Annotated in this window: 18 protein-coding genes; 6 read left to right on the forward strand and 12 right to left on the reverse strand. The window is 41.2% G+C overall.

The window, feature by feature from the left end; genetic code table 11:
* Positions 1-61 precede the first annotated feature (61 nt).
* Positions 62-1,108 carry a thiamine-phosphate kinase gene (thiL, locus tag ACWPKD_RS08590; protein WP_455412268.1) on the forward strand — a complete coding sequence of 349 codons (1,047 nt, stop codon included), beginning with the start codon at positions 62-64 and terminating at the stop codon, positions 1,106-1,108.
* Positions 1,109-1,187: 79 nt separating this feature from the next.
* Here thiL and ACWPKD_RS08595 read toward each other — a convergent pair whose 3' ends face one another.
* Positions 1,188-2,729 carry a glycine--tRNA ligase gene (locus ACWPKD_RS08595; protein WP_455412269.1) on the reverse strand — a complete coding sequence of 514 codons (1,542 nt, stop codon included), beginning with the start codon at positions 2,727-2,729 and terminating at the stop codon, positions 1,188-1,190.
* Between the two features lie 67 nt (positions 2,730-2,796).
* Positions 2,797-3,453 (reverse strand): hypothetical protein, encoded by a 657-nt coding sequence (locus tag ACWPKD_RS08600; RefSeq protein ID WP_455412270.1) that lies wholly within the window; start codon positions 3,451-3,453, stop codon positions 2,797-2,799.
* Between the two features lie 87 nt (positions 3,454-3,540).
* Here ACWPKD_RS08600 and ACWPKD_RS08605 point away from each other — a divergent pair, with 87 nt between their 5' ends.
* A complete protein-coding gene (locus tag ACWPKD_RS08605) occupies positions 3,541-4,230 on the forward strand; it encodes a ComF family protein (protein ID WP_455412271.1) in 690 nt (229 codons plus the stop codon).
* A gap of 67 nt (positions 4,231-4,297) precedes the next feature.
* Positions 4,298-5,899: an Ig-like domain-containing protein gene (locus tag ACWPKD_RS08610; RefSeq protein ID WP_455412272.1), complete on the forward strand. Its 1,602-nt coding sequence runs from the start codon at positions 4,298-4,300 to the stop codon at positions 5,897-5,899.
* Here the strand turns inward: ACWPKD_RS08610 and ACWPKD_RS08615 are convergent.
* The 4 genes from ACWPKD_RS08615 to ACWPKD_RS08630 form a co-directional block, all read right to left on the reverse strand.
* Entirely contained in the window at positions 5,883-6,650 is a 768-nt protein-coding gene (locus ACWPKD_RS08615) for an amidohydrolase (RefSeq protein WP_455412273.1), read from the reverse strand. The genes ACWPKD_RS08610 and ACWPKD_RS08615 overlap by 17 nt on opposite strands.
* 84 nt (positions 6,651-6,734) lie before the next feature.
* Entirely contained in the window at positions 6,735-7,496 is a 762-nt protein-coding gene (locus ACWPKD_RS08620; protein ID WP_455412274.1) for a succinate dehydrogenase/fumarate reductase iron-sulfur subunit, read from the reverse strand.
* A 90-nt stretch (positions 7,497-7,586) separates the two neighbouring features.
* Positions 7,587-9,596, reverse strand: a complete 2,010-nt coding sequence (locus ACWPKD_RS08625) for a fumarate reductase/succinate dehydrogenase flavoprotein subunit (RefSeq protein ID WP_455412275.1) — start codon at positions 9,594-9,596, stop codon at positions 7,587-7,589.
* 17 nt (positions 9,597-9,613) lie between these two features.
* The gene (locus tag ACWPKD_RS08630) at positions 9,614-10,465 is read right to left on the reverse strand and encodes a succinate dehydrogenase cytochrome b subunit (protein WP_455412276.1); all 852 of its coding nucleotides are present in this window, start codon (positions 10,463-10,465) and stop codon (positions 9,614-9,616) included.
* 296 nt (positions 10,466-10,761) lie between these two features.
* Here ACWPKD_RS08630 and ACWPKD_RS08635 point away from each other — a divergent pair, with 296 nt between their 5' ends.
* Positions 10,762-12,054 (forward strand): aminopeptidase P family protein, encoded by a 1,293-nt coding sequence (locus ACWPKD_RS08635; RefSeq protein ID WP_455412277.1) that lies wholly within the window; start codon positions 10,762-10,764, stop codon positions 12,052-12,054.
* Positions 12,055-12,185: 131 nt separating this feature from the next.
* Positions 12,186-12,971: an alpha/beta fold hydrolase gene (locus ACWPKD_RS08640; RefSeq protein ID WP_455412278.1), complete on the forward strand. Its 786-nt coding sequence runs from the start codon at positions 12,186-12,188 to the stop codon at positions 12,969-12,971.
* Here the strand turns inward: ACWPKD_RS08640 and ACWPKD_RS08645 are convergent.
* From ACWPKD_RS08645 to ACWPKD_RS08670, 6 genes are all read right to left on the reverse strand, one after another.
* Positions 12,968-13,636, reverse strand: coding sequence for an ATP-binding cassette domain-containing protein (locus tag ACWPKD_RS08645; RefSeq protein ID WP_455412279.1), 669 nt, complete (start codon positions 13,634-13,636; stop codon positions 12,968-12,970). The two genes, ACWPKD_RS08640 and ACWPKD_RS08645, sit on opposite strands and share 4 nt — an antisense overlap.
* Before the next feature lie 350 nt (positions 13,637-13,986).
* The gene (locus ACWPKD_RS08650; protein WP_455412280.1) at positions 13,987-16,749 is read right to left on the reverse strand and encodes a PD-(D/E)XK nuclease family protein; all 2,763 of its coding nucleotides are present in this window, start codon (positions 16,747-16,749) and stop codon (positions 13,987-13,989) included.
* A 64-nt stretch (positions 16,750-16,813) separates the two neighbouring features.
* Positions 16,814-18,220 (reverse strand): OmpA family protein, encoded by a 1,407-nt coding sequence (locus ACWPKD_RS08655; RefSeq protein WP_455412281.1) that lies wholly within the window; start codon positions 18,218-18,220, stop codon positions 16,814-16,816.
* Between the two features lie 114 nt (positions 18,221-18,334).
* Positions 18,335-19,525, reverse strand: a complete 1,191-nt coding sequence (gene kbl, locus ACWPKD_RS08660; RefSeq protein ID WP_455412282.1) for a glycine C-acetyltransferase — start codon at positions 19,523-19,525, stop codon at positions 18,335-18,337.
* A 99-nt stretch (positions 19,526-19,624) separates the two neighbouring features.
* Positions 19,625-22,777: a UvrD-helicase domain-containing protein gene (locus ACWPKD_RS08665; protein ID WP_455412283.1), complete on the reverse strand. Its 3,153-nt coding sequence runs from the start codon at positions 22,775-22,777 to the stop codon at positions 19,625-19,627.
* The gene (locus ACWPKD_RS08670) at positions 22,778-23,719 is read right to left on the reverse strand and encodes a tetratricopeptide repeat protein (RefSeq protein ID WP_455412284.1); all 942 of its coding nucleotides are present in this window, start codon (positions 23,717-23,719) and stop codon (positions 22,778-22,780) included.
* Between the two features lie 124 nt (positions 23,720-23,843).
* Here ACWPKD_RS08670 and ACWPKD_RS08675 point away from each other — a divergent pair, with 124 nt between their 5' ends.
* A complete protein-coding gene (locus ACWPKD_RS08675; protein ID WP_455412285.1) occupies positions 23,844-24,449 on the forward strand; it encodes a superoxide dismutase in 606 nt (201 codons plus the stop codon).
* Positions 24,450-24,613 lie beyond the last annotated feature (164 nt).

Raw genomic sequence — 24,613 nt, forward strand, 5'->3', positions numbered from 1 at the left:
GGTTTTTTGTTTGCCTTATTACTTTGTAACTTTGCTGTTTTAAAACTTTGCAACCCTAACCATGATAGAAGATAAAAACCAACCGCGAACCAGCATTGCCCAACTCGGGGAATTCGGTTTGATCGACCATTTAACGAAACAATTTAAAATTACTCAGCCTTCCACGATCAAAGGAATTGGGGATGATGCCGCCGTTTTGGATTTCAACAACAAAAAAATAGTGGTTTCAACCGATTTGCTGATAGAAGGCGTTCATTTCGATTTGGCTTACATGCCACTGAAACATTTGGGCTACAAAGCCGTATCGGTAAACGTATCGGATATCTGTGCCATGAATGCCAAGCCTACTCAAATTACGGTTTCCATAGCGGTTTCCAATCGGTTTCCGTTGGAGGCTTTGGAAGAATTTTATGCCGGGATTGCGTTGGCTGCCAAAGTATATAATGTCGATGTAGTTGGAGGCGACACCACTTCCTCCCAAAAAGGCTTATTGATTTCCATTACAGCCTTGGGCGAAGCGCAGGAAAATGAAATCGTTTACAGAAAAGGGGCAAACGCTACAGATTTATTAGTGGTTTCTGGGGATATTGGTGCCGCTTATATGGGCTTACAGGTTTTGGAAAGAGAGAAACAGGTGTTTCTGGTAAACCCAAACAACCAGCCGGATCTGGACAATTATACTTATTTGATTGAGCGTCAGTTAAAGCCGGAAGCGCGTATCGATGTGCGTGAGATTTTGGAAAAACTGGACATCAAACCGACTTCGATGATTGATATTTCGGATGGTCTTTCTTCTGAAATCATGCATTTGTGCAAACATTCTGCGGTTGGCTGTAATGTCTATGAAGATAAATTACCACTGGACCCACAATTGATCAACGTGTGCGAAGAATTCAAAATCGACAGCACCACGGTAGCGATTAACGGCGGAGAAGATTACGAATTGCTGTTCACCATCAAAATGGACGATTACGACAAAATCAAAGGCAATCCGAATTTTACGGTAATCGGCCACATGACCCAGGAAAGCGAAGGCATCCATCTGGTTACCCGCGCCAACACCAAAATCGAACTGAAAGCCAGAGGCTGGAATGCTTTAACAGAGTAAAACTCCAAATCTCAAATAATAAAATAAATCCCAAACTTCTTAGCGAAATTTGGGATTTATTTTTTTGAATCTATACCGATTACATTTTCATTAACCAGTTACGGACAGACACTTCATTGTTGATAATTCCTCTTAATTCAGAAATCCCAACACGGTCCTGCTGCATGGAATCCCTGTGACGGATGGTAACCGTTTTGTCTTCCAGCGTTTGGTGGTCTACCGTAATACAGAAAGGTGTTCCTAAAGCATCTTGTCTTCGGTAACGACGTCCTACTGCATCTTTTTCATCATAGGCTACGTTGAAATCCCATTTCAAATCTTCTACGATTTCTTTGGCTAATTCCGGCAAACCGTCGCGCTTAATTAAAGGCAAAACGGCTGCTTTGGTTGGCGCCAATACGGATGGCAAGCGCAATACGGTTCTTGTTGATCCGTCTTCCAAGGTTTCTTCCTGTAACGCTTTTGAGAAAACTGCTAAAAACATACGATCTAAACCTACCGAAGTTTCTACGACATAAGGCACGTAGTTTTGGTTCAGTTCGGTATCGAAATATTGTAATTTTTTACCGGAGAATTCTTCGTGGGCTTTCAAATCGAAATCGGTACGGGAATGGATTCCTTCCAATTCTTTGAATCCGAACGGGAAGTTGAATTCGATATCAGCGGCTGCATTCGCATAATGCGCTAATTTCTCATGGTCGTGGAAACGATAGTTTTCACGACCTAATCCCAACGACAAATGCCATTTCAAACGCGTTTCTTTCCAGTATTCGTAGTATTTCATTTCTTCACCCGGACGCACGAAAAACTGCATTTCCATCTGTTCGAACTCACGCATACGGAAAATAAACTGACGCGCTACGATTTCGTTACGGAAGGCTTTACCGGTTTGTGCAATACCGAAAGGCACTTTCATACGACCGGTTTTCTGCACGTTCAAAAAGTTCACGAAAATACCCTGTGCGGTTTCCGGACGCAAATACAAATCCATAGCAGTATCCGCAGAAGCTCCCAGTTTTGTTCCGAACATTAGGTTGAACTGACGGACATCGGTCCAGTTTTTGGAACCGGTTTCCGGATCAGCAATCTCCAACTCTTCGATTAAAGCTTTGACATCGGCTAAATCTCCTGTATCCAAACCTTTTGCCATACGCTGTAGAATCTCATTCTTTTTGGAAAGATATTCCACTACTCTTGGATTGGTCGATACGAATTGCGCCTCGTCGAAAGCATCCCCAAAACGGGCTTTTGCTTTTTCAATTTCTTTTTGTGCTTTCTGGTTTAATTTTTCGGCATAATCCTCAATTAAAACATCGGCACGGTATCTTTTTTTGGAATCTTTGTTGTCGATAAGCGGGTCGTTGAACGCATCTACGTGACCGGACGCTTTCCAGGTAGTCGGGTGCATGAAAATAGCGGCATCAATACCTACTATGTTTTCGTGCATCTGTACCATGGATTTCCACCAATAGTCGCGGATGTTTTTCTTCAATTCGACACCATTCTGCGCATAATCGTACACTGCGCTCAAACCATCATAGATTTCGCTGGACGGAAAAATGAACCCGTACTCTTTTGCATGCGAAACTACGTTTTTAAATAAATCTTCCTGTTTTGCCATAGTGACGCAAAAGTATAAAAATAGCTCGGGAAAAAATAACGGTAAAAGTATCTTTTTTAGCAGAAAATTAATTCACCTTCAAAACCGTAGACCCGATAACAAGCCCTTTGTGAATCAGATTGATTTTATACTCGCCCACGATCAATTCGTGTTGGTACAAATTAACAAAAACACAGGCATCCGTTTTCAGCCTGTCGTAATACACCTGCTTGGTCATACGGGCTTCCGTGTGGCCTTCCAAAGCAATCGATCGGTTTTTAGGGTTGATGATCTGGACCAAAATCTGTTTTTTGCCAATTTCAATATCTTTATTTTCCTCGAGGGCAAAACAAACCCTAACCTGATCTATTTTTGAAGAAGTATTGGTTTCTAACACATCTCTTGAAATCTTCCGTACGCCACGCGCATTCACATTTACGGCTTTTAAACCTTTGTAAACAATAGCTTCAGATTTTTTCGATTTCTTTACTGTAGTAGTGGTAAGGACCGGTCCAACTTTCACTGTTCCCGAAACAACAGCCTCTTTAGTGTCCGGATCAATTTTAGTCGCAGGATCAATACTAACAGAATCGTAACGCTTCAACAATTCGGCAATCTGATTTTGATGAATTGCATTCTCCATACTCAGTTTATGCTCCAAATTTTCATTCTGTCTTGAGGTTTCGTACAACTTGAAAGAAATGGCGATTATTCCTATTAATAAGAATCCTATACTCGAGGACATTATATTGATGTATTTTCTTAGTGGCATTTGAAAAATATAAATAATTTCCAATGTACCTTTAACATCGGAATTAATCAAAAATAATCGATGAACGTAGTAAAAAACTTGTTGAACTTACTTTTTCCCAAAACCTGTCGCGGTTGTGACTCGCTTCTGCTGAAAAACGAAAAAACAATCTGTTCAAAATGCCGGCACGATCTTCCGTTTACGGGACATCTTAGAAACCCCGACAACGAAGTGATGAAACGGTTTTACGGAAGGCTTCCGCTGCAACACGCCTCGTCCATTGTTTATTTCCACAAAAAAGGGATGGTCCAGCAACTCATCCACAACCTGAAATACAAAGGAGCCCAGGATGTCGGCACTTTTTTCGGCAACTGTTATGGCCCGGAAATAGCACAAAACGAACTTCTCAAAACGGTCGATGCCATCATCCCGGTACCGTTGCACCCCAAAAGAAAACGGGAGCGCGGTTATAATCAGTTGACTACCTTCGGCAAAACGCTATCCGAAGAACTGGGCATCCCTTTCGATGAAACGCTTCTCAAACGAAAACAGCATACCAAAACACAAACGAAAAAAAACATCAGTAAACGCTCGGAAATCGATACGGCTACTTTTGACGTGGTGCCTTTGGAGAACGATCACAGAAAGCATTTCTTACTGATTGACGATGTCATTACCACCGGCGCCACACTCGAAGCCTGCGGAAAAGCACTGTTGAAAATACCAGGTGCCAAACTCAGCATCGTCACCATTGCCTATGCTCAATCATAATTTTGATGCAAAACATTTCATTTCCAGTAAATATAATTGTTATTTTGTGCTGTTAAACGAACCCAAGATGTTGAAACAAAAGCTTATATTTTTACTGTCGATATTTTTACTGTTGGCGACAGGATGTGCCAAAAGAGGAACCATTACCGGAGGAGCGAAAGACACCATTCCGCCGGTTCTTATCAGCAGCCATCCGAAAAATTTCAACACGAATTTTAAAGGCGATTTCATAAAAATCAGTTTTAACGAATACATCAAGGTGAAAGACATCAGCAAACAACTGATTATTTCCCCACCGATGAAAAACGCTCCTTTTATTTCCCCAATGGGCAGCGCCAGTAAGTTCATTACCATAAAAATCAACGATACCCTACAACCCAATACTACTTACAGTTTTAATTTCGGACAAAGTATTTCAGACAACAACGAAGGCAATCCCTATTCGCAGTTCAAATACGTTTTCTCTACCGGCAGTCACATCGACTCCCTGAAAGCGGGCGGTATGGTTAAAGACGCACTGTCCCAAAAAACAGATAACTTTATCAATATTCAATTATACGAAGCCGAAACGTTTAAAGATTCGACTCTTTACAAAGAACAACCCCGCTATGTAACCAATACCCTGGACAGCACAACCTCTTTCAAGCTCGAAAACCTAAAGGAAGGAAAATACTACCTGATTGCGCTGAAAGACCAGAACAACGATTACAAATTCAATCCGAAAACCGATAAAATAGCCTTTCTGAAAGAACCGATTACGGTTCCGGGCGACAGCCAATATCAATTGCAGCTTTTCAAGGAAACCGTCCCTTTTAAAGCCGAAAAACCTTCACAAGGCGGTAGCAGCAAATTACTGATGGGCTTTGAAGGAAACCCGAAAAATACTCAGGTTACCTTAAAAAATAAAGGCGTTGTGGTGCCGTCTGCGGTATCTAAATTCACAAAAGGCGACTCGCTTCAGATCTGGTTCCCTAAAATCAAAACCGATTCCCTTCAGATTGAGGTAAACAATGGAAAATTCAACAAAACCTTTGTGAGCCGCATCAAAGAAATGAAACCCACCGATTCACTTACTTTTAAAACAAAGCAATCCGGAGTTTTACATTTCAGGGATTCTTTTGGCATTCGCAGTTCAATCCCTTTAACGAGAATCGATAATTCCAAAATAAGCATCTTCAAAAAAGATTCTTCCGCAGTAACTTTTACTACAAAATATGACGAATTGGAACAGGAAGTAGTCTTCGATTTCAAAAAAGACGAGGAAGAAAAGTACCGTATTAAGGTACTGCCGGGTGCTTTTAAAGATTTTTACGAAAAAGAGAACGATTCCCTGAATTACACCATTACTACCAAAAAACTAAGTGATTACGGTGTAATGAAACTCACACTTCAGAATGTGAAACGTTTCCCTATACTGGTCGAATTGTTAGACGACAAAGAAAATGTAGTGGCTTCACACTATTCCGAACAAGAAACCGTGGTCAACTTTGAAGCGCTGGAACCGCGCAGATACACCCTTCGCGTAGTGTACGACGATGACAAAAACAAGGAATGGACCACTGGAAACTTCCTTGAAAAAAGAGAGGCTGAAGAGGTCGTTTACTATCCTGAAGTAATCAACGTACTGGCGAATTGGTATTTGGACGAATCTTTTATTCTGTCAAAGTAAAAGCATCCCGATCCCCCAGGAAACCAAATTTATTGCGATTGGCCAACATAAGTTCTTTGTCTAAACGAACGGAGAAAACCATTTCTTTTTCGGAAGGCTCCGCCAAATAATTCCCTAAATAATCAAGCACCTGCGAGTGCCCCGGATAATTGTTATCGTTTTCATCATCACCGATTCGGTTGACCCCAATCACATAGGTCATGTTTTCTATGGCTCTTGCTTTTAACAAAGTGTCCCAGGCATGAATGCGCGGTTGCGGCCAATTGGCAACGTAAATCAATAAATCGTAATCGTCGTTGAAACGGGAAAATACCGGAAAGCGCAAATCGTAACAAATGAACGGACAAATCTTCCATCCCAAATAGTTGATAATCTTCTTTTCGTTCCCTTTTGTATAGACCTTGTGCTCGCCAGCCAAAGAAAAAAGGTGACGTTTGTCGTAATACTCAATGTCACCGTTTGGAAACACGAAAACCAAACGATTATAATAGTTTTCCTTTTCGCGGATAACCAGGCTTCCCATAATTGCAAGGTTTCGGCTTTGCGCCGTTTCTTTCAGCCAGGTCAGGGTGGTGCCGTCCATCTCTTCAGCTACTTCGTGCGGGTTCATGGTAAAACCGGAGGTAAACATTTCCGGCAAGACCACCAAAAGGGTATCTTCGGGAATGTTCTGAATTTTAGCAGCAAAATAATTGCGGTTCACTTCTGGGTTTTCCCAAAAAAGGGGTGCCTGGATAATAGAAATCTGCATGGTAAAACTTTTTGTTAAATGTAGGAAAAACAAAAAACGCATCCAACAATGCCGGATGCGTTTTTTATAAATTCGATTAAAAGCTTATTTCAAACTTGCTTTTAAAAACTCTCTGTTCATACGAGCGATGTTCTCTAACGAAATACCTTTTGGACATTCGATCTCACAAGCTCCGGTGTTGGTACAGTTTCCGAATCCTTCTTCGTCCATCTGACGCACCATATTTAGTACACGCTCGGTAGCTTCTACGCGACCTTGTGGCAATAAAGCATATTGGGAAACTTTCGCTCCAACGAACAGCATCGCCGAACCGTTTTTACAAGTTGCCACACAAGCTCCACATCCAATACAAGCTGCTGCTTCGAAAGCTTTATCTGCATCTGGTTTTGGTACCGGTATTGCATTAGCATCGATCGTTCTACCGGAAGTATTTACCGATACGAAACCTCCAGCCTGCTGGATTCTGTCAAATGCAGTACGGTCTACCACTAAGTCTTTGATCACCGGGAAGGCCTTACTTCTCCATGGCTCAACATAGATGGTATCCCCGTCATTGAACATACGCATGTGCAACTGACAGGTGGTGATACCCGTGTCCGGTCCGTGCGCGCGTCCGTTGATGTACAACGAACACATACCGCAGATTCCCTCACGACAGTCGTGATCGAAGGCTACCGGCTCTTTTCTTTCGTTTACTAATTGCTCGTTCAATTGGTCTAACATTTCTAAGAACGAACTGTCGGTAGAAACGTTGTCCAATTTGTATGTTTCCATACTTCCTTTAACCTTAGCGTTTTTTTGACGCCAGATTTTAAGGTTTATATTGATGTTCTTTTTAGAAGCCATAATTTTTTACTTTTTGAGTTTTAGTAATCCGGTGTTAGTAATTCGTTTGAAACACCTTATCACTTTTCCCTTTTTACTAATCCCTAATTCTTATTTATAATTTCTAGCTGCGATTTTGATGTACTCGTATACCAACTCTTCTTTATGAAGTACTTCCTGGTTGATGTCGCTACCTTTGTATTCCCAAGCTCCGACAAATTTGAAGTTTTCATCATCACGAAGGGTTTCTCCTTCAGCATCCTGATACTCTTCACGGAAGTGACCTCCGCAAGACTCTTTACGCTGTAAGGCATCCATCGCCATCAATTGCCCTAATTCCATGAAATCCGCCACACGAATTACTTTTTCCAATTCAGGATTCAATTCATCTGCACTTCCCGGAACATAAACCTCTTTGTAGAATTCCGCACGTAAAGCATCGATTTCAGCAACCGCTTCTTTCAAGCCTTGTTCGTTACGGCCCATCCCTACTTTATTCCACATAATGTTTCCTAAAGCTTTGTGGAAATAATCTACTGATTTGGTTCCGTTGTTGTTTAAGAACATGTTGATTTGCTCGTTCACACGGTTTTCAGCTTCCACGAATTCAGGCAAATCCGTTGAAATTTTACCAGTACGGATTTCATCTGCTAAATAATTGGAAACGGTGTAAGGCAATACGAAATAACCATCCGCTAAACCTTGCATCAAAGCAGAAGCTCCTAAACGGTTCGCTCCGTGATCAGAGAAGTTAGCCTCTCCGGCAACGAAACATCCTGGAATGTTCGTCTGTAAATTATAATCAACCCAAACACCTCCCATGGTATAATGTACCGCTGGGTAAATCTTCATTGGGGTTTCGTATGGGTTTTCGTCGGTAATTTTTTGGTACATGGTAAATAAGTTACCATATTTTTCCTCCAACCACTGTTTCCCTAACGCTGTTACTTCAGCATCGGTAGGATTGTGGTTACCTTTAGCGTACGCCGCTTGTTTTCCTTTGGAGATGATCTCTGAAGAGAAATCCAAGTATACTCCTTCGTTAGTATCGTTCGCCTCGATTCCGAAACCGGCATCGCAACGCTCTTTGGCAGCACGGGAGGCTACGTCACGCGGTACTAAGTTACCAAACGCAGGATATCTTCTCTCTAAGTAATAATCTCTGTCTCCTTCCGCAATTTGCGTTGGTTTTAATTTACCTGCTCTAATTGCTTCTGCATCTTCTTTTTTCTTCGGAACCCAGATACGTCCTGAGTTACGTAACGATTCTGACATCAAGGTCAATTTCGACTGGTTGGTTCCGTGTACCGGAATACAAGTCGGGTGAATCTGTACATAACATGGGTTAGCAAAGAAAGCCCCTTGTTTGTGGATTTTCCATGCCGCTGTTACGTTTGATCCCATTGCATTGGTCGAAAGGAAATATACGTTTCCGTATCCTCCGGTAGCAATGATCACCGCGTGAGCAGAATGTCTTTCGATATCACCGGTAATTAAATTACGGGCGATGATACCACGCGCTTTTCCGTCTACTTTAACTAAATCCAACATTTCGTGACGGTTGAACATTTGTACACGTCCTAACCCGATTTGTCTTGATAAAGCTGAATACGCTCCCAACAACAACTGCTGACCTGTCTGACCTGCCGCATAAAACGTACGTTGTACCTGAGTACCCCCGAACGAACGGTTGTCCAACAATCCGCCGTAATCACGGGCGAACGGCACACCTTGAGCCACACACTGGTCGATGATGTTGGCTGAAACTTCCGCTAAACGGTGAACGTTTGCTTCACGCGCACGGTAGTCTCCTCCTTTAATAGTATCGTAGAACAAACGATAAGTACTGTCCCCATCGTTCTGGTAATTTTTTGCTGCATTGATACCCCCCTGTGCCGCAATGGAGTGTGCACGACGCGGAGAATCCTGAAAACAGAATGCTTTTACATTATAACCCATTTCCCCAAGAGAAGCCGCTGCCGAAGCACCTGCCAATCCGGTTCCCACCACAATCACGTCAATTTTCGGACGGTTGTTCGGCGCAACAAGTTTCAAATGGTTTTTATGATTCGTCCATTTCTCGGAAATAGAACCTTCTGGTATTTTAGAATCTAACTTCATAACTATAGTGAGGTTGATTATTTAACAAAATGAATGTAAAGTGGTATGATGGCAAAAAGCAACGGAACGATAATTGCAAACCCTCTACCGAAAGTTTTAATCGCCGGGGTGAATTTGTTATTTACACCCAACGACTGGAATGCACTCTGAAAACCGTGCCACAAGTGGAAAGCCAAAACGATCATGGAAACCACATATAAAAGAGTTGCAATCAAACCGTATTTAGGCTGCTGGAAGAAAGCAAACGTAATTTTGTGTAAGTCTTTATATCCTTCGCCTACTTTAATTTTAGCCTGAGTGTTGTAAAAATCTTTACCGTGATCGATGTAAATCTGTGCACCGTTCGCCTCTGCTTCTTTACTGTTCTTAGCTACCTGCATTACCGGAATATAATTCCCCGTAGTAGTCACATACAAGTCTTGCTTTTGCCCCATCATTTCAATGGTAGTAGCATAAACCGGCATGTTTTTATCAAAATGCATTCTGCCCCAGAAACTCACCATGTGGGTCACGATGAAAATCAAGATCAATGTTCCTAAAACCGCCATGTTTCTTGAAGAAAAACCACTGTTCGCCGCAGCATTGTTTTTAGCATAACCGATTGGTCTTGCCTTAACGTTTTGGTAAGTTACCAAAAAACCGTCGATCGCATGGAATAAAATGGAAAAGTAGGTTAAATAAGATAATAATTTTACTGCCGGATTGGAAGTCATGAACAATGCATACTGGTTAAACTGTAATGCATCACCAAAAATCAACTGAAGATTTCCGGCCAAATGTCCCGCCAAAAACAAGCATAAAAATAAACCTGTAAGAGCCATCCAGTATTTTTTTGCAATGGATGACTTTAAAAGTGCAGATTGTGCCATAGTATTTGTTTAGTGTAATAGTTTTAAAAAAATCAAACAAAAATAAGGGTTATTGACGGTACGAGCAAATGTTTACCCCTTATTTATAATGAATTTAAAATGCTTCCAAAATCAGGCAGTTTTATAAAAATTTTAGTACCTGATTAACAGCAATTCCCGCCAAACTTCCTAAATTTGACTCTTTGTAATTCCTAAAATCCTTTCATCATGAAATGAGCACACAGAATTACTATACTAACGATCAAAAGCACAATGCGAATTGCATATGTCCAATATTAATCAATAAAAAATCACATATGAAATACCACCAGATAGACCGCGATTTATTCATTAAAAACCGAAGCAAATTTGCCGCACAAATGAAACCCAAAAGTGTGGCCGTTTTTAATTCCAACGATATTTACCCGGTTTCCGCAGACAGTACTCTACCATTTGCCCAACACCGCGACATCTTTTATTTGTCCGGGGTTGATCAGGAAGAAAGTATTTTGCTGCTTTTCCCGGATGCGCCATACGAGCACTTGAGAGAAATTTTGTTCTTAAGAGAAACCAATGAGCACATTGCCGTTTGGGAAGGTGAAAAACTGACCAAGGAAAGAGCATTCCAGGTGTCAGGGATCAAAACCGTGATCTGGCTACAGGATTTCCACAAAACCTTAAAGGAAATCATGGCTTACGCCGATACAATGTACATCAACACCAACGAACACTACCGCGCCACTATCGAAACCGAAACCCGCGAAGCCCGTTTTATAAAATGGTGGAAAGAAACGTATCCGGCACATAAAGTAGAGAAATCCAATCCGATTTTACAGCGTTTGCGTTCCATCAAGGAAAGCGAGGAAATCGATTTGATCCAACATGCGTGCAACATTACCGAAAAAGGAATCCGCAGGCTGTTGTCGTTCGTAAAACCAAATGTAATGGAGTACGAAATCGAAGCAGAACTGGCGCACGAATTCTTAAGAAACCGCTCCAAAGGTTTTGCCTATACCCCGATTATCGCCTCCGGAAACAATGCCAACGTGCTGCATTACATCGAAAACAACCAACAGTGTAAAGCCGGCGATTTATTGCTTTTAGATGTTGGTGCCGAATATGCAAATTACTCGAGTGATTTAACCCGAACCATTCCGGTTTCAGGACGTTATACCGACCGACAACGCGAAGTGTATAACGCGGTTTTACGTGTAAAAAATGAAGCGACCAAAATGTTGGTTCCGGGCACTTTATGGAAACAATACCATGTGGAAGTCGGAAAAGTAATGACTTCTGAATTGTTAGGATTGGGTCTGATTGACAGAGCTGACGTGCAAAACGAAAACCCGGACTGGCCGGCTTATAAAAAATATTTCATGCACGGAACATCGCACCATTTAGGTCTGGACACCCACGATTACGGATTGTTATACGAACCGATGGAGGCCAACATGGTTTTCACTGTAGAACCGGGCATTTACATTCCGGCAGAAGGCTTCGGAATCCGTTTGGAGGATGATGTAGTGATCCAGGAAAAAGGGGAACCGTTCAACCTGATGCGCAACATTCCGATTGAAGCGGAAGAAATCGAGAGTCTGATGAATTCTTAGTTTTCAGTTGTAGTCACAGTTTACACACAGAAACGGTTTACAGGTTTGTAAGCCGTTTTCTTTTTTTAAATTAAAATTTATTTGTACCGAAGTAAACAGTATTTTTGGCCTTGAAAACTGTGACTGCGACTGTGACTAAATCCATCCTTTATAAAAACACCAAAATCGCGTATTCCGAAACCGGAAAAGGCACTGCTGTTGTATTGCTTCACGGCTTCCTGGAAAATTCGACCATGTGGGATTTTTATATTGATGCCTTGTCTAAAAAACACAAAGTGATTACCATCGATTTGTTAGGCCATGGCCAAACAGAATGTCTGGGCTACCTCCACACCATGGAAGACATGGCCGATGTGGTTCACGCCGTTTTACAGGAATTGCGTATCCGAAAAGCAGTTTTCGTCGGACATTCCATGGGCGGTTATGTTGCTTTGGCTTTCGCCGAATTGTATCCGGACAATGTAAAAGGAATTGTGCTTTTAAATTCCACTTCCCGAGCCGATAGCGACGAGCGCAAACTCAACCGTGACCGTGCCATCAAAGCCGTAAAACAAAGTTATTCGACCTTTATCAGCATGTCAATCGCGAATTTATTCAGCGAGGACAATCGTGAAAAACTGACCGAGGAAATCGAAAGCGTAAAAAACGAAGCCTTAAAAACCCCGCTTCAAGGCATCGTGGCCGCACTGGAAGGCATGAAAATACGGAAAGACCGCGAAGTGATCCTGCATTTTGCACCATATCCTATTTTATTGATTTTAGGCAAAAAAGATCCCGTACTGATTTACGAAGACAACCTGGAGCAGCTCGAAGGCACCGAAACCCAACTGATTTCCTTCCCCGACGGACACATGAGCCACATCGAAAACAAAGACCAATTAACAAAAGTGTTGTTGGATTTTCTGAAGACGGTTTAAAACATCCCTTCCACCAGATAACCTTTCTCCACAAGCTCTTTCCTGTCCTTCAACAGGTGTGTTTTACCTTCTTTCATCAAAATGAGATGGGTGGAAATTTCAAGCACATTTCTGTAATTGTGATCGGAGATGATTATTCCTTTTAACTTACTGCTTTCCAGAATTAATGCGTTAATTTTTTCTACCATAAGAGGCGATAATCCACTATAAGGCTCATCCAATAAAGCAAACTTTGAAGGATTGGACAAGATGAGTTTTATTTCAAGGTAACGCAATTCCCCTGCAGAAAGCTCTTCTATTTTATTTTCTAAAACCGGCCGGAGTAATTCGTCGTCAAAAAAATCGGAACACTTTGCTTTTGCAACAGCTAATGTAATTGCTTTTTTTACTGAAAATTGTTTCGGAATAAAATTATGCTGAGGCAGATATCCTATTTCTTTGAGCAATTCCGATGTTTTTTGTTTCGGTTTTCCGTCGATGCGAACAAATTTATAATCAGCAGGTTCAAGTCCGAAGATGATTTTCAGTAACGTTGATTTTCCGGAACCGTTTCTTCCGAGTAAACCAATGACGTTACCCGTTTCGCATTTTAAAAACACATCGGAAATCACTACTTTATGATTAAAGTATTTCTGAATACTGTCTACCTCCAAAAAGTGTTTCATTATCCTTTAAAAATAAAAACATATATACAACTGAATAACAATGCCACAATAAAATTGAAAATTGCGCTGAAAATCCATAACCTCAACTTAGGCAATCCGTTATTGAAATAGAAAAGGTATTCCTCCTTGTTTTTTACTTCCTTAACGGCCAAACTGACAATAAAACCAAAACTGACGAACATCAATATCGATTCCGAAAATCCGCCAAAAAGAAAACCAGACAGGGAAACAGGTACATTAACTACTAAAGTACTTGAATAAAAAGCGACTATGTTACGTAAGATCCTGATAAACTTTTTTTGTAAAGAACTCGAATTTAAAACGCTGTGCGTCCAAAAAAATGTTAAATCTTATATTATTTTCTCCTCAAACGGAATTTCTGCATCTAGAATTTCATTGATTAAGGTTACGATTTCCGAGGTAAAGGCGTCTAAAACTTCTTTGTTGATTTCGGTAGCGGCGTTTCGGTCTTCTTTTACACCAAAAGGCAAAAATCCGGCTTTCATGTTTTTGAAGGAAACAATCCCCGCTTCCATTTCCATACCGTTTACCTGGTTTTCATACATAAAGGCATAGCACAGCAACTGGATAATCTTATCGTTTTTGATGTCCAGCGTCAGGCCATTCCAGTCTTTCAACTGTACACTTTTCAATTCCACCTTTCCGGTCTTGTAATCGATGATTCGGATTTTCCCTTCGCGTTGTTCGATACGGTCGACATTTCCGGCAATCTTTACGGGAAACGGCAATCGTTTATCCTCCAGAATACGCTCCAAGGTTACCTCCAGCGCCAGTATTTTTACAGCCTCTCCTTTTTCAATGAGCCTTTTCTCTTCGTTGAGAAAATTGAACACGTTACGCTTGGCCACCTCAAAAGCCAAGAGGTTTTTTCCTTTCTTGATTTCACCTTCCTTATAAACTTCCCTGAATTGTTGTTCTACTTCAGCATTAGCCTTACCCAACATTTCATCGACCATTTCCAGCGTAAGGAAACGGTTTAAGAAAGGCTTGTATAACTCTTCCAAAGCACCGTGAATAATAGTCCCCAAGGTATTTAATGCGATGTTTTCCTCTACTTCTTCCACTTCAGAAATCCTAAGGATGCGTTGTTGATAAAACTGTATCGGATTACGGATGTAACTGGTCAGCCCGGAAGGTGAAAACCCTTTACCGGTGGCAATTTCCTTAAGACGATGCATTACCTTTTCCGATTTCGGCACCACGACCGGCTCATAGGCTTTGTCCGGCAGATAGGCGTTATAGATCTGATGGGTTAGCGTATGATTCGGCTGTTTTTCAATTTCCAATTGGGTAATGAAGCGGCTTTTTTCCCCGGCATCCAAACCTTCGCTTTCCGTGTTGTACAACAGATAAATGTTTTTAGCCCGTAGCAGCAAATGGTAAAAATGATAACAGTAAATCGCATCTTTCTCTTTGTAGGTCGGCAGGCCCAATTCGCGTTTCACATCATACGGAATAAACGAATTCGTCGACTTCCCGGCTGGAAATACGCCTTCATTCATAGAGGTGATGATCACGTTTTCGAAATCCAGCACGCGGCTCTCCAGGACCCCCATAATTTGTAAACCGGATAACGGTTCCCCTTCAAAAGACACTTCAGCCAAATCAACCACCTGTTTGTAAATGGTTTGCAACATAGCTATGGAATCAATCTGCTGATAGCGTTCCTGGTAATTGATCAGTCGGTTAACGGTCTTAAAAATAGCATACAAAAAGGCTTTACTGACTTTCTCTTCCTCAGTATCATTGCCCAAAAAAGATTTTATAGTAGAGAGTATTTCAGACAAACGATGCAAAACGGTAAGTGTATCGTCGTCCCAACGCGTAAAGAGCAAACGGAACAATTCCGAACTTCCGCCATGGAGCTCCATCAGTTTTTTCTGCGACAGAAAGGTGATGTTGTTCTGATTAATGACCCGAATCGCAGCGCCGGCATTACTATAGGGTTCCACCAGCGGATTCGTTAAAATATCGAGCACTTCCTTGTAATAAAACGTGTAACTGGTTTCCCCACGCTGCAACGCATTGGCATGCATCTTGAAAAGTTTGCCCACCAAAATCTGAGCAGGGTTGTTCCGACTGTTGAAGCCCATAGTGATATTCAGGCTTTCCACGGAATCCGGCAAGGCATACAGCTGAGGCAAAAGCAAATTTTCCTCACCGAGCACCAAAGCGGTTTTATCTAAAGAATAACCCTTTTCGTTGAGTTCCTCCACAATTTTACCGGCAATTTTAGCCTGCCCGATTGTTTTGGGCGTTCCGATGATTTGAATGTTTTTAGACTGACTGAACGCATTAGTGATCCATTCAAAAGGCTGTGTGGTATATTGCTTCCATTCTTTTTTGAAACGACGGATGAACAAACCGGCATCGTGAAAGGGATCGTTCAGGAAAACAGCATCGATATCCCAATAGATTTGTGCCTGCTGGTTAAACAACAACTGCTGGATGATTTTTTCTTCTGCCTGATTCAAGGCATTAAACCCGGCAAAAATTAGTTTTTTTTCCCCAAGTGCTTCTGAAAAATAATGCAGATTTTCCACGGCTTCCCTGTAAATCAACCCCTGATAACCGACACCTTTGCTTTTAAGATGCTGGTAAAACGCTTCGTAATACTCCGGCAATCGGCTCCAAAACTCCAGGTGGTTGTCGATCAATCGGGTAGTTTCGGAAGGTTGCAAATCCCAGCGTTTCAACACTTCAATATCCTTCAGATAAGAAAAAACATGATTCGGGCTTAAAAGATAACGATCGATTTCATTAAAGTCCTGAATCAACGTTTTGCCCCAATTGGCAAAAAGCTCAAAATCCTGTTGGGCTTCTTTAGGGGTTACAGAAAGATACACCTGATAAAATTCAAAGAGCAACTCAACGGGATCACAATTCCGGATACCGGCCACATCCTGTATAAAATCCTCGATACTGATAATGGAAGGAGCAAAAACCGTCTGCTGCAATTGTTTTTTAAAAGACTCCAACAGAAAGACTTTTGCTCTCTTATTAGGTAATACTATGGTAACTTCCGAAAGAGCTGTCCCGTAGCGGTCAACGATTTCTCGGCTTAGTGTGTCTAGGAATGTAAAATCTGCCATAGTATAAAAATAAAAAAAACGCCCCGGAAATCGGAGCGTTTTTCTGTATTAATTTAGACTGTGATTAGTTAGCTAATTTAACTTCTACACGTCTGTTGTTAGCTTTACCTTTAGCTGTTTTGTTAGAATCGATTGGTTTAGACTCACCGTAACCTTCAGAAGTTAATCTGTCAGCAGCGATACCGTTAGCAATCAACCAGTTTTTAACTGCAGCAGCTCTGTCTTTAGACAATTTCAAGTTAGTAGCATCTTTACCGTCAGAGTCAGTGTGACCTTCGATAGAGAATTTAGCAGTCGGGTACTCTTTCAAGATAGCCGCGATTGACTCTAATACTGGCATAGTTTGTTTTTTGAAGCTTGACTTACCAGAGTTGAATAAGATCGTTTTAGCGTAGTCATTTAATCTCTTGATAGCATCTTCAGAAACTTCAGGACATCCGTTGTTAGCAACAGTTCCTTTAACATCCGGACACTTGTCATCTTTATCAGCTACACCGTCTCCGTCTGTATCAGGCCAAGGACAACCAGCGTTATCTCTAGGACCTTTAACGTCAACACATTTGTCATCTTTATCCGCTACACCGTCTCCGTCTGTATCAGGACAACCTTGCATAGCAGCTGGTCCAGCAACTTCAGGACAAGCATCGTCTTTGTCAGCGATTCCGTCTCCGTCTGTATCAGGACAACCGTTCATTTCTTTTGTTCCAGGCTCTTGAGGACAAGCATCTTCTTTATCTTGGATACCGTCTTTGTCAGAGTCAGGACAACCGTTGAACTCTTTTAAACCAGCTTCTTCTGGACAAGCATCGTCTTTGTCATAGATACCGTCGTTATCAGTGTCTTTACCTCCAAATTTGAAAGTAAGACCTGCGAAGTGCTGCATGTGAGAAGCAACGTCAACATTCGGAGTTCTTGTCTCGTCGAATGAATGTTTGTAAGTCGATTGGAATGAAAGACCAACTTGCTCTGTAAACCAGAAAGTTAACCCTAATCCTCCGTTCACAGTTCCTGCAGAAGCGTCACCTAAGAAAGTGTAACCTCCACCAACGTGTGCAGATGGATCCAACCATTTAGATTTTAACATATCCATGAAGCTGTATTTGATAACTCCATCGATACCGTAATACATTAAATCTCCTGGGTTAGTTACTGGATAGTCTCCAGGAATTGTAGCTCTTTCCCAAACAAATTTATCAATTTTGTTTACTGATCCTGTTACTCCAAATGAGAAGCTGTTCCCTACGTGTCTTGACACGTTTAGGTAAGTAACAGAAGGAAGAATGTTCCAATAATCTTTTGCGTTGAAATACTGAGAAAACTGATCTTCTACTTTAGAAGCAGCACTCACTCTACCACCATCCACTGCGTTAGCACCGAATGAGATAGCCCATGGATTGTTACTATCCTGTGCTTGAGAGCTTAATCCTGCAAACATAAGAGCAGCAACAAATAATCTGTTTAGATGTTTCATACTTTTTTTATTTAATTACAATACGTTATAATTGAGACAAAAATAAGAGGTTAAATATTAACTACAAAGGATTTCGTTAAAAAAATCGCTTTTTCTTACTAAATATTCCCAACATTAAATGACATTCAACATTTTTCCAACTTCAGTAAACGAGGAAATTGCTTTATCCAAATGCTCTTTGCTATGACCGGCAGACAATTGCACACGGATACGCGCCTTATCTTTCGGAACCACTGGATAGAAGAATCCGATTACATAAATTCCCTTCTTAAGCAACTCATCGGCCATAACCTGGGATAATTTTGCATCATATAACATTACCGGAACAATCGCAGAATCCCCGTCGATGATATCAAATCCGGCCTTTTTCATACCTTCTTTGAAATAATTGGTATTCCATTCCAGTTTATCCCGAAGTGAAGTGTCTTTCTCCAACAATTCAAAAACCTTGATCGATGCTCCTACAATAGAAGGCGCCAGGGAATTTGAAAACAAATACGGTCTTGAACGCTGACGTAAAATTTCAATAACTTCTTTTTTAGCCGTGGTATACCCACCCATGGCTCCGCCAAGTGCTTTTCCTAAAGTTCCGGTGATGATGTCCACACGGCCCATTACCCCTTTCGCTTCAAGTGTCCCTTTTCCGGTTGCCCCGATAAAACCGGCAGCATGACATTCATCCACCATTACCATGGCATCGTACTTATCAGCCAAATCACAGATTTTATCTAAAGGCGCTACCAAACCGTCCATGGAGAATACCCCGTCGGTTACGATCAGCTTGAAACGGTGACCCGCTTCAGTTGCCTTAATAAGCTGGGCTTCCAAATCCGCCATGTTATTGTTTTCATAACGGTAACGTGCCGCTTTACACAAACGCACCCCGTCAATAATAGAAGCGTGGTTCAAACTGTCGGAAATGATACAATCTTCTTCCCCTAATAAAGGTTCGAAAACCCCGCCGTTAGCATCAAAAGCCGCGGCATATAAAATCGTGTCTTCCGTTCCGTAAAAATCGGCAATTTTTTGTTCTAAGGTTTTGTGAATATCCTGCGTTCCGCAAATGAAACGAACCGACGACATACCGAACCCGTGCGAGTCCAAAGCATCTTTAGCTGCCTGCACCACTTCCGGATGCGAAGACAAGCCTAAATAATTATTGGCACAAAAATTCAGAACGGTTTCTCCGTTTACTGTGATTTCCGCTCCTTGTGGCGAGGTAATGATGCGTTCTTTTTTATACAATCCGTTTTCTTCGATTGCTTTTAATTCCTGCTGTAAATGGTCTTTTATTTTACCGTACATGTTGTGATTTGTTTATTCGGTTATCTGGTTATTTGTTTTTTCTGATTCAAAATTTCTTCTGCTAATAACTAATTACTAACAACAAATTATTAGAATCGGTTACAAATGTACTACTTCTAATTTTTCTCCTATATAAACCAGCGTTTTTTTCTCCACGGAAAAACCCATTTCTTCCAATGCCATTTCGTATTCGCTTAACTGCCGTTCGTACTTGGCCTGATGCGCTCCGGTTTTATAATCAAGCAGATAGGCCGAATTCCCTTTTACTGAAACACGATCCGGCTTGATGGTCGCCGTTTGCGGCTTGATGATGTTCTGCTCGTTAAACACTTTCATGTCCGAGGCGAAGAAAAGCTGCAGTTCCGGATGGTGAACGATAGCCTTCAGGGTTTTTTGTACCGCTTCTTTTTGAGAGGTTACAATCAGTCCGTTTTCGATCGCTTTCTGAATGGCCAGTTCCAGATCGTCTTGCGTCTTTACGTACGACAAAATCTCGTGCATTACATTTCCGAATTCAATCGCCTCAAGCTGTTTGGTGCCCCACATCAAGGCTTCCCGCTGGGCAATTTTGATTTTCTTCGGATTGAAAACTTCCTTGACCACTTCTATCGTCGGCTGTTTTTCCTTTACACTTCCTGATGCGGACTGTTTCGTGCTGTCGCCAAAACCGAATTCCGATTTTCCGTCTTCATAAATCCCCTTAAATTTTAAAAAATCGATAAAATAGGAGGACATATTATTAGTGGTTTCCCCTTTAGCATTAAGGTTTTTACCGGAGATGACGTACAATTGTTCTTCCGCACGCGTTAGCGCTACATACAACACGTTGATGTTGTCCAGCAATTCTTCCTGACTGCGCTGCTGATACATTTCAGAGGCTTTCACACCGTATTCCGCTACTTCTTTTTTACTGTCCACCAAAGCTTTCGGGATGTCGAAACGGTCGTCTTCCAGTTCCAGCCACATTTTACTTCTTGGCTTTTTGGCATAATCTTCTTCGGCAAACGGAAAAATCACCACGGGAAACTCCAAACCTTTCGACTTGTGAATGGTCATGATCCGCACTGCATCATTTCCTTCCGGCGACGGTATACTGAATTTAGAAGCGTTGTTGTCCCAATAATTCAGGAAATCCGAAATACCCGATTGGGTGCGTACATCACGTTCCAACACCAAATCCATGAAATACTGCACATACGAAACCGTACTTTTTTCTTTGATAAAGGCCGACACTATAATCTCCACCGCCTCATACAAGGATTTTTTACGGCAACTTTTGAAGGAAATCACAATATTGGCAGCAGCCAGCCAATCCTCCAGCGCTTCTTCCGAAAGCAGTGTCATTCCGGCTTCTATGAAATCGTGGATGGGCAATTCCGTTTGTTTGTTTCGGGCGATAAAATAAAGCATGGCCGCTTTGGCTTCCTTGTCGTTTTGATTTTTGAGGAACCGAAGTACGTTCAGGATCAGCTTAACTTCCGTGGCATTTTCAATCAGCAATGTTTCCGAAGAAAGAATCGGAATGTCGTTTTCCGTCAGATAATTGGCCAGTGCCACACCGGAATCTCTTTTACGGGTCAGCAAAACAATGTCGCGGTATTCAAACCCTTGTGCTTTTACTTTTGCTATAGTTGCCAAAGTCGCTTTTAAATAGAGTTGGGTTTTGTCATCGGCCTCTTCCTCCATTACCTCCTCGGATTTTTCTATTTTGGGGATGAAGGAAATGTTCACGTAACCGCCTTTTTTATCGTTGGTTTGCTGATGGCTTTTGTTACGGTACAAATCCTGATAATCTTCTTGTTCAAAAGTATCGGCGAGCATTGCAAAAAAAGCATTGTTGAATTCAATTACTTCCGAATAGCTCCTGAAATTCCGCTCCAAACGCACCACGCCCTTATCTTTATTGGAAAACGGATTTTCATCTTTACTTAAACTGATGAACTGCTCCGCTTTTCCGCCGCGCCAACGGTAAATCGACTGCTTCGGATCGCCTACGATAAGCAAAGAACCTTGTGTTCCCAATAAATCTTCAGAAGCCAATGCATTGTCTATAAGCGGAACAAGGTTGTGCCATTGCATTTCAGAGGTGTCCTGAAACTCATCGATGAAAAAATGTTTATAGCGCTCGCCCAACCGCTCGTAAATAAAAGGCGCGGGCTGGTTTTGTATTTCGTTGTAAATAATAGCGTTGAATTCAGAAATCGACAACAGGTTCTGGTCTTTCTGGATGGTTTCCAGTTCCTGTGCAATCGAATTCAGCAGTGACAACGGTGTGATATTTTTCTGGAAAGCCGTGTAAAAATTAATCTTTTCATACAGTTTGTACACAGTGGCCAAGATGGCAATCAGTTCCGGAGCGATACTTTCAATGATCGCTTTGTCTTTTGCCGATTTATTGACCTGGATGTCTTCCACTTCAAAAAACTTCTTGTGGGAACTTTTGAGTTCGTTTCGTTGAATGTAGCCCAAATGGTTCGGGAACGTACCTCTTGAAAAAGACGCCGGATCGATACCGTTATGTTCTATCAGTTTCATCGCCTGATTTGCCAAAGCCACCATTTCTTCTTCAAGTTGTTTGATGGCATCCTTTAACTGCTGTTTGATGATCAGAAATTCATCAATGGTTTTTTCGTGAAAATGCGTAATCTCGGTACGATTGTTTTCGTTTACCAGCAATTTACTTACGTCCAGCAGTTCGTGGGTGACGTCCCAGCTTTTGTCGCTGTCGGTTTTATCGATGGAAAAATCTACTAGGATTTTGGTAAGCAATTCGTCTTCACCTGCTTTGGCAATGATCGCATCTACGGCTTCCTGTAAAAGCAGGTCGGTTTCCAGCGATACTTCGAAAGTAACCGGTAAATTCAGATCGTGTGCAAAAGCGCGAATGACTTTATGGGTAAATTTATCAATCGTGGAAATATCAAAAGCCGCATAATTGTGAATGATGTTTTTGATGATTGCCCTCGATTTGTCTTTGATCGTCGCCAGGGACAATTTCGTATCTCCGGCAATATCTTTCATAAAACCCAAAGCTTTATCACCCGGCTTGTCTTTTGAAAATTCATGGAGCGAACCCACGATACGGGTTTTCATTTCTTCCACAGCCTTGTTGGTAAAGGTGATGGCGAGAATTTTTTTGTACGCATCGTTGGTATCTGCCAATAAAAGAATTTTAAGGTATTCTTTTACCAGCGTATAGGTTTTTCCGGATCCGGCCGAAGCATCGTAAAGGGTGAAGGCGTGGCTTGACATTTAATTAGCGGCTTTTGATTTAGAGCGTTTCATTCTTTTTCGTATAAAATAAATCAACAGAATCGGAATCGGCAACAAACAAAGAATTAATAATATTGTCTTTTCAATATTATAATGTTCAACATATCGGACTGGTTCATAATGGCTAGTCTCCGACATTACCCGTGCCGCCAAAAAACCATTTGTATAAGCAATTCGTGAATCTAATACCGAATCTCCACAACCATAATCCTTAGCCATTTTAAGAATTTCATTAGCACTGCGATAATCTTTATCAAGCATGCTTAAATTACCTAATTCGAACAGAAGAATTCCTATGATTTTATCTTTTGGCTTAATAAACGATATCCTTTCGTTCAACTGAAAATACAGGGAAGAAACCAGTCTTTCCTTTTGGTTGTTACTCAGATTGGAAACCGGAACATCATATTTTCCAAAATCAACACCGATAAAAAAATCATCGTTGTAACATGCTTCTCCTTTGATTTTAGCCTCAAGAATTTTGGAATGCAGCCATTCCGACCCCTGATGAGAATTAGGATTGATTTTTATGGCTTTGTTTATCCATTCCAATGCTTTTTGATTCTCTCCCAGCAACTCATATATCGTTCCAATATTTGAAGCAGTTGAGTACCTGCCCGGAAATTTGCTTTCTATTTGCAGATAAAGCGATAATGCTTCCTGATACTTTCCTTCCAATATCATAATATAACCTTTATCCGACAAATACTCAATCTTTTTGGTTTTAGCATACAAACTATCTAATTGCTTTCTGACGTTTTCAAAATCATCAATCAAAAAAACATGCCCTTTCGGTATTCTTCCTTCGTAATCTTCATATACAAAAATATTATCCCCAACATATTTAGTCTCCCCGTTTATGCAGGAGTAGCCTTTAACAACACTAAACAAGAGGATTAAAATAAGAAGGTGTTTTTTCATCTGAGAACAAAGTTTAGTTATATTGGATTTCACAATAAGCGAATAGAAAATTACTATTTTCTTTTACGAAGATAAATTTATAATTTTGAATGAATTTAATTATTAATCTTTAAATATAACTATCATGGCTTTTGAATTACCAAAATTACCATATGCGTATGATGCTTTAGAGCCTCATATCGACGCACGTACAATGGAGATCCACCACTCCAAACACCATAATGCCTATATTACCAATCTAAATGCAGCGATTGCAGGAACAGATTTAGAAGGAAAATCTATTGAAGACATCCTGAAAAACCTTGACATGAACAACATGGCAGTACGCAACAACGGTGGCGGTCACTACAACCATACTTTGTTCTGGGAAATCATGTCGCCGAACGGTGGCGGTTTACCAACAGGAGAATTGGCAGACGCTATCAACGCGGCTTTCGGTTCTTTTGAGGAATTTAAAGCGCAATTCGCTAAAGCAGGAGCAACCCGTTTTGGTTCGGGATGGGCTTGGTTGTGTGTAAAAGACGGAAAACTGGAAGTTTGTTCCACTCCGAATCAAGACACTCCAATTATGCCGGGCGTTCCTTGCGGCGGTCAGCCGATTTTAGGAATGGACGTTTGGGAACACGCTTACTACCTGAACTACCAAAACAGAAGACCGGATTATATTGAGGCTTTCTTCAATGTAATCAACTGGGCGGAAGTTGCGAAACGTTACGCAGCAGCAAAATAACAAGCATTTTATAAAAACAAAAAAGCGGTCACCTTTTGGTTACCGCTTTTTTTATGCTTTATAACTAACTTTTAATAAAATAAAAAGGTGGAATTTCTTCCACCCTTTTTGCCCCAAATCTACCATAAACTTAACCTACTAATGCTATGGTGATTCAAATGTAT

The organism is Flavobacterium pedocola, from assembly GCF_053764385.1.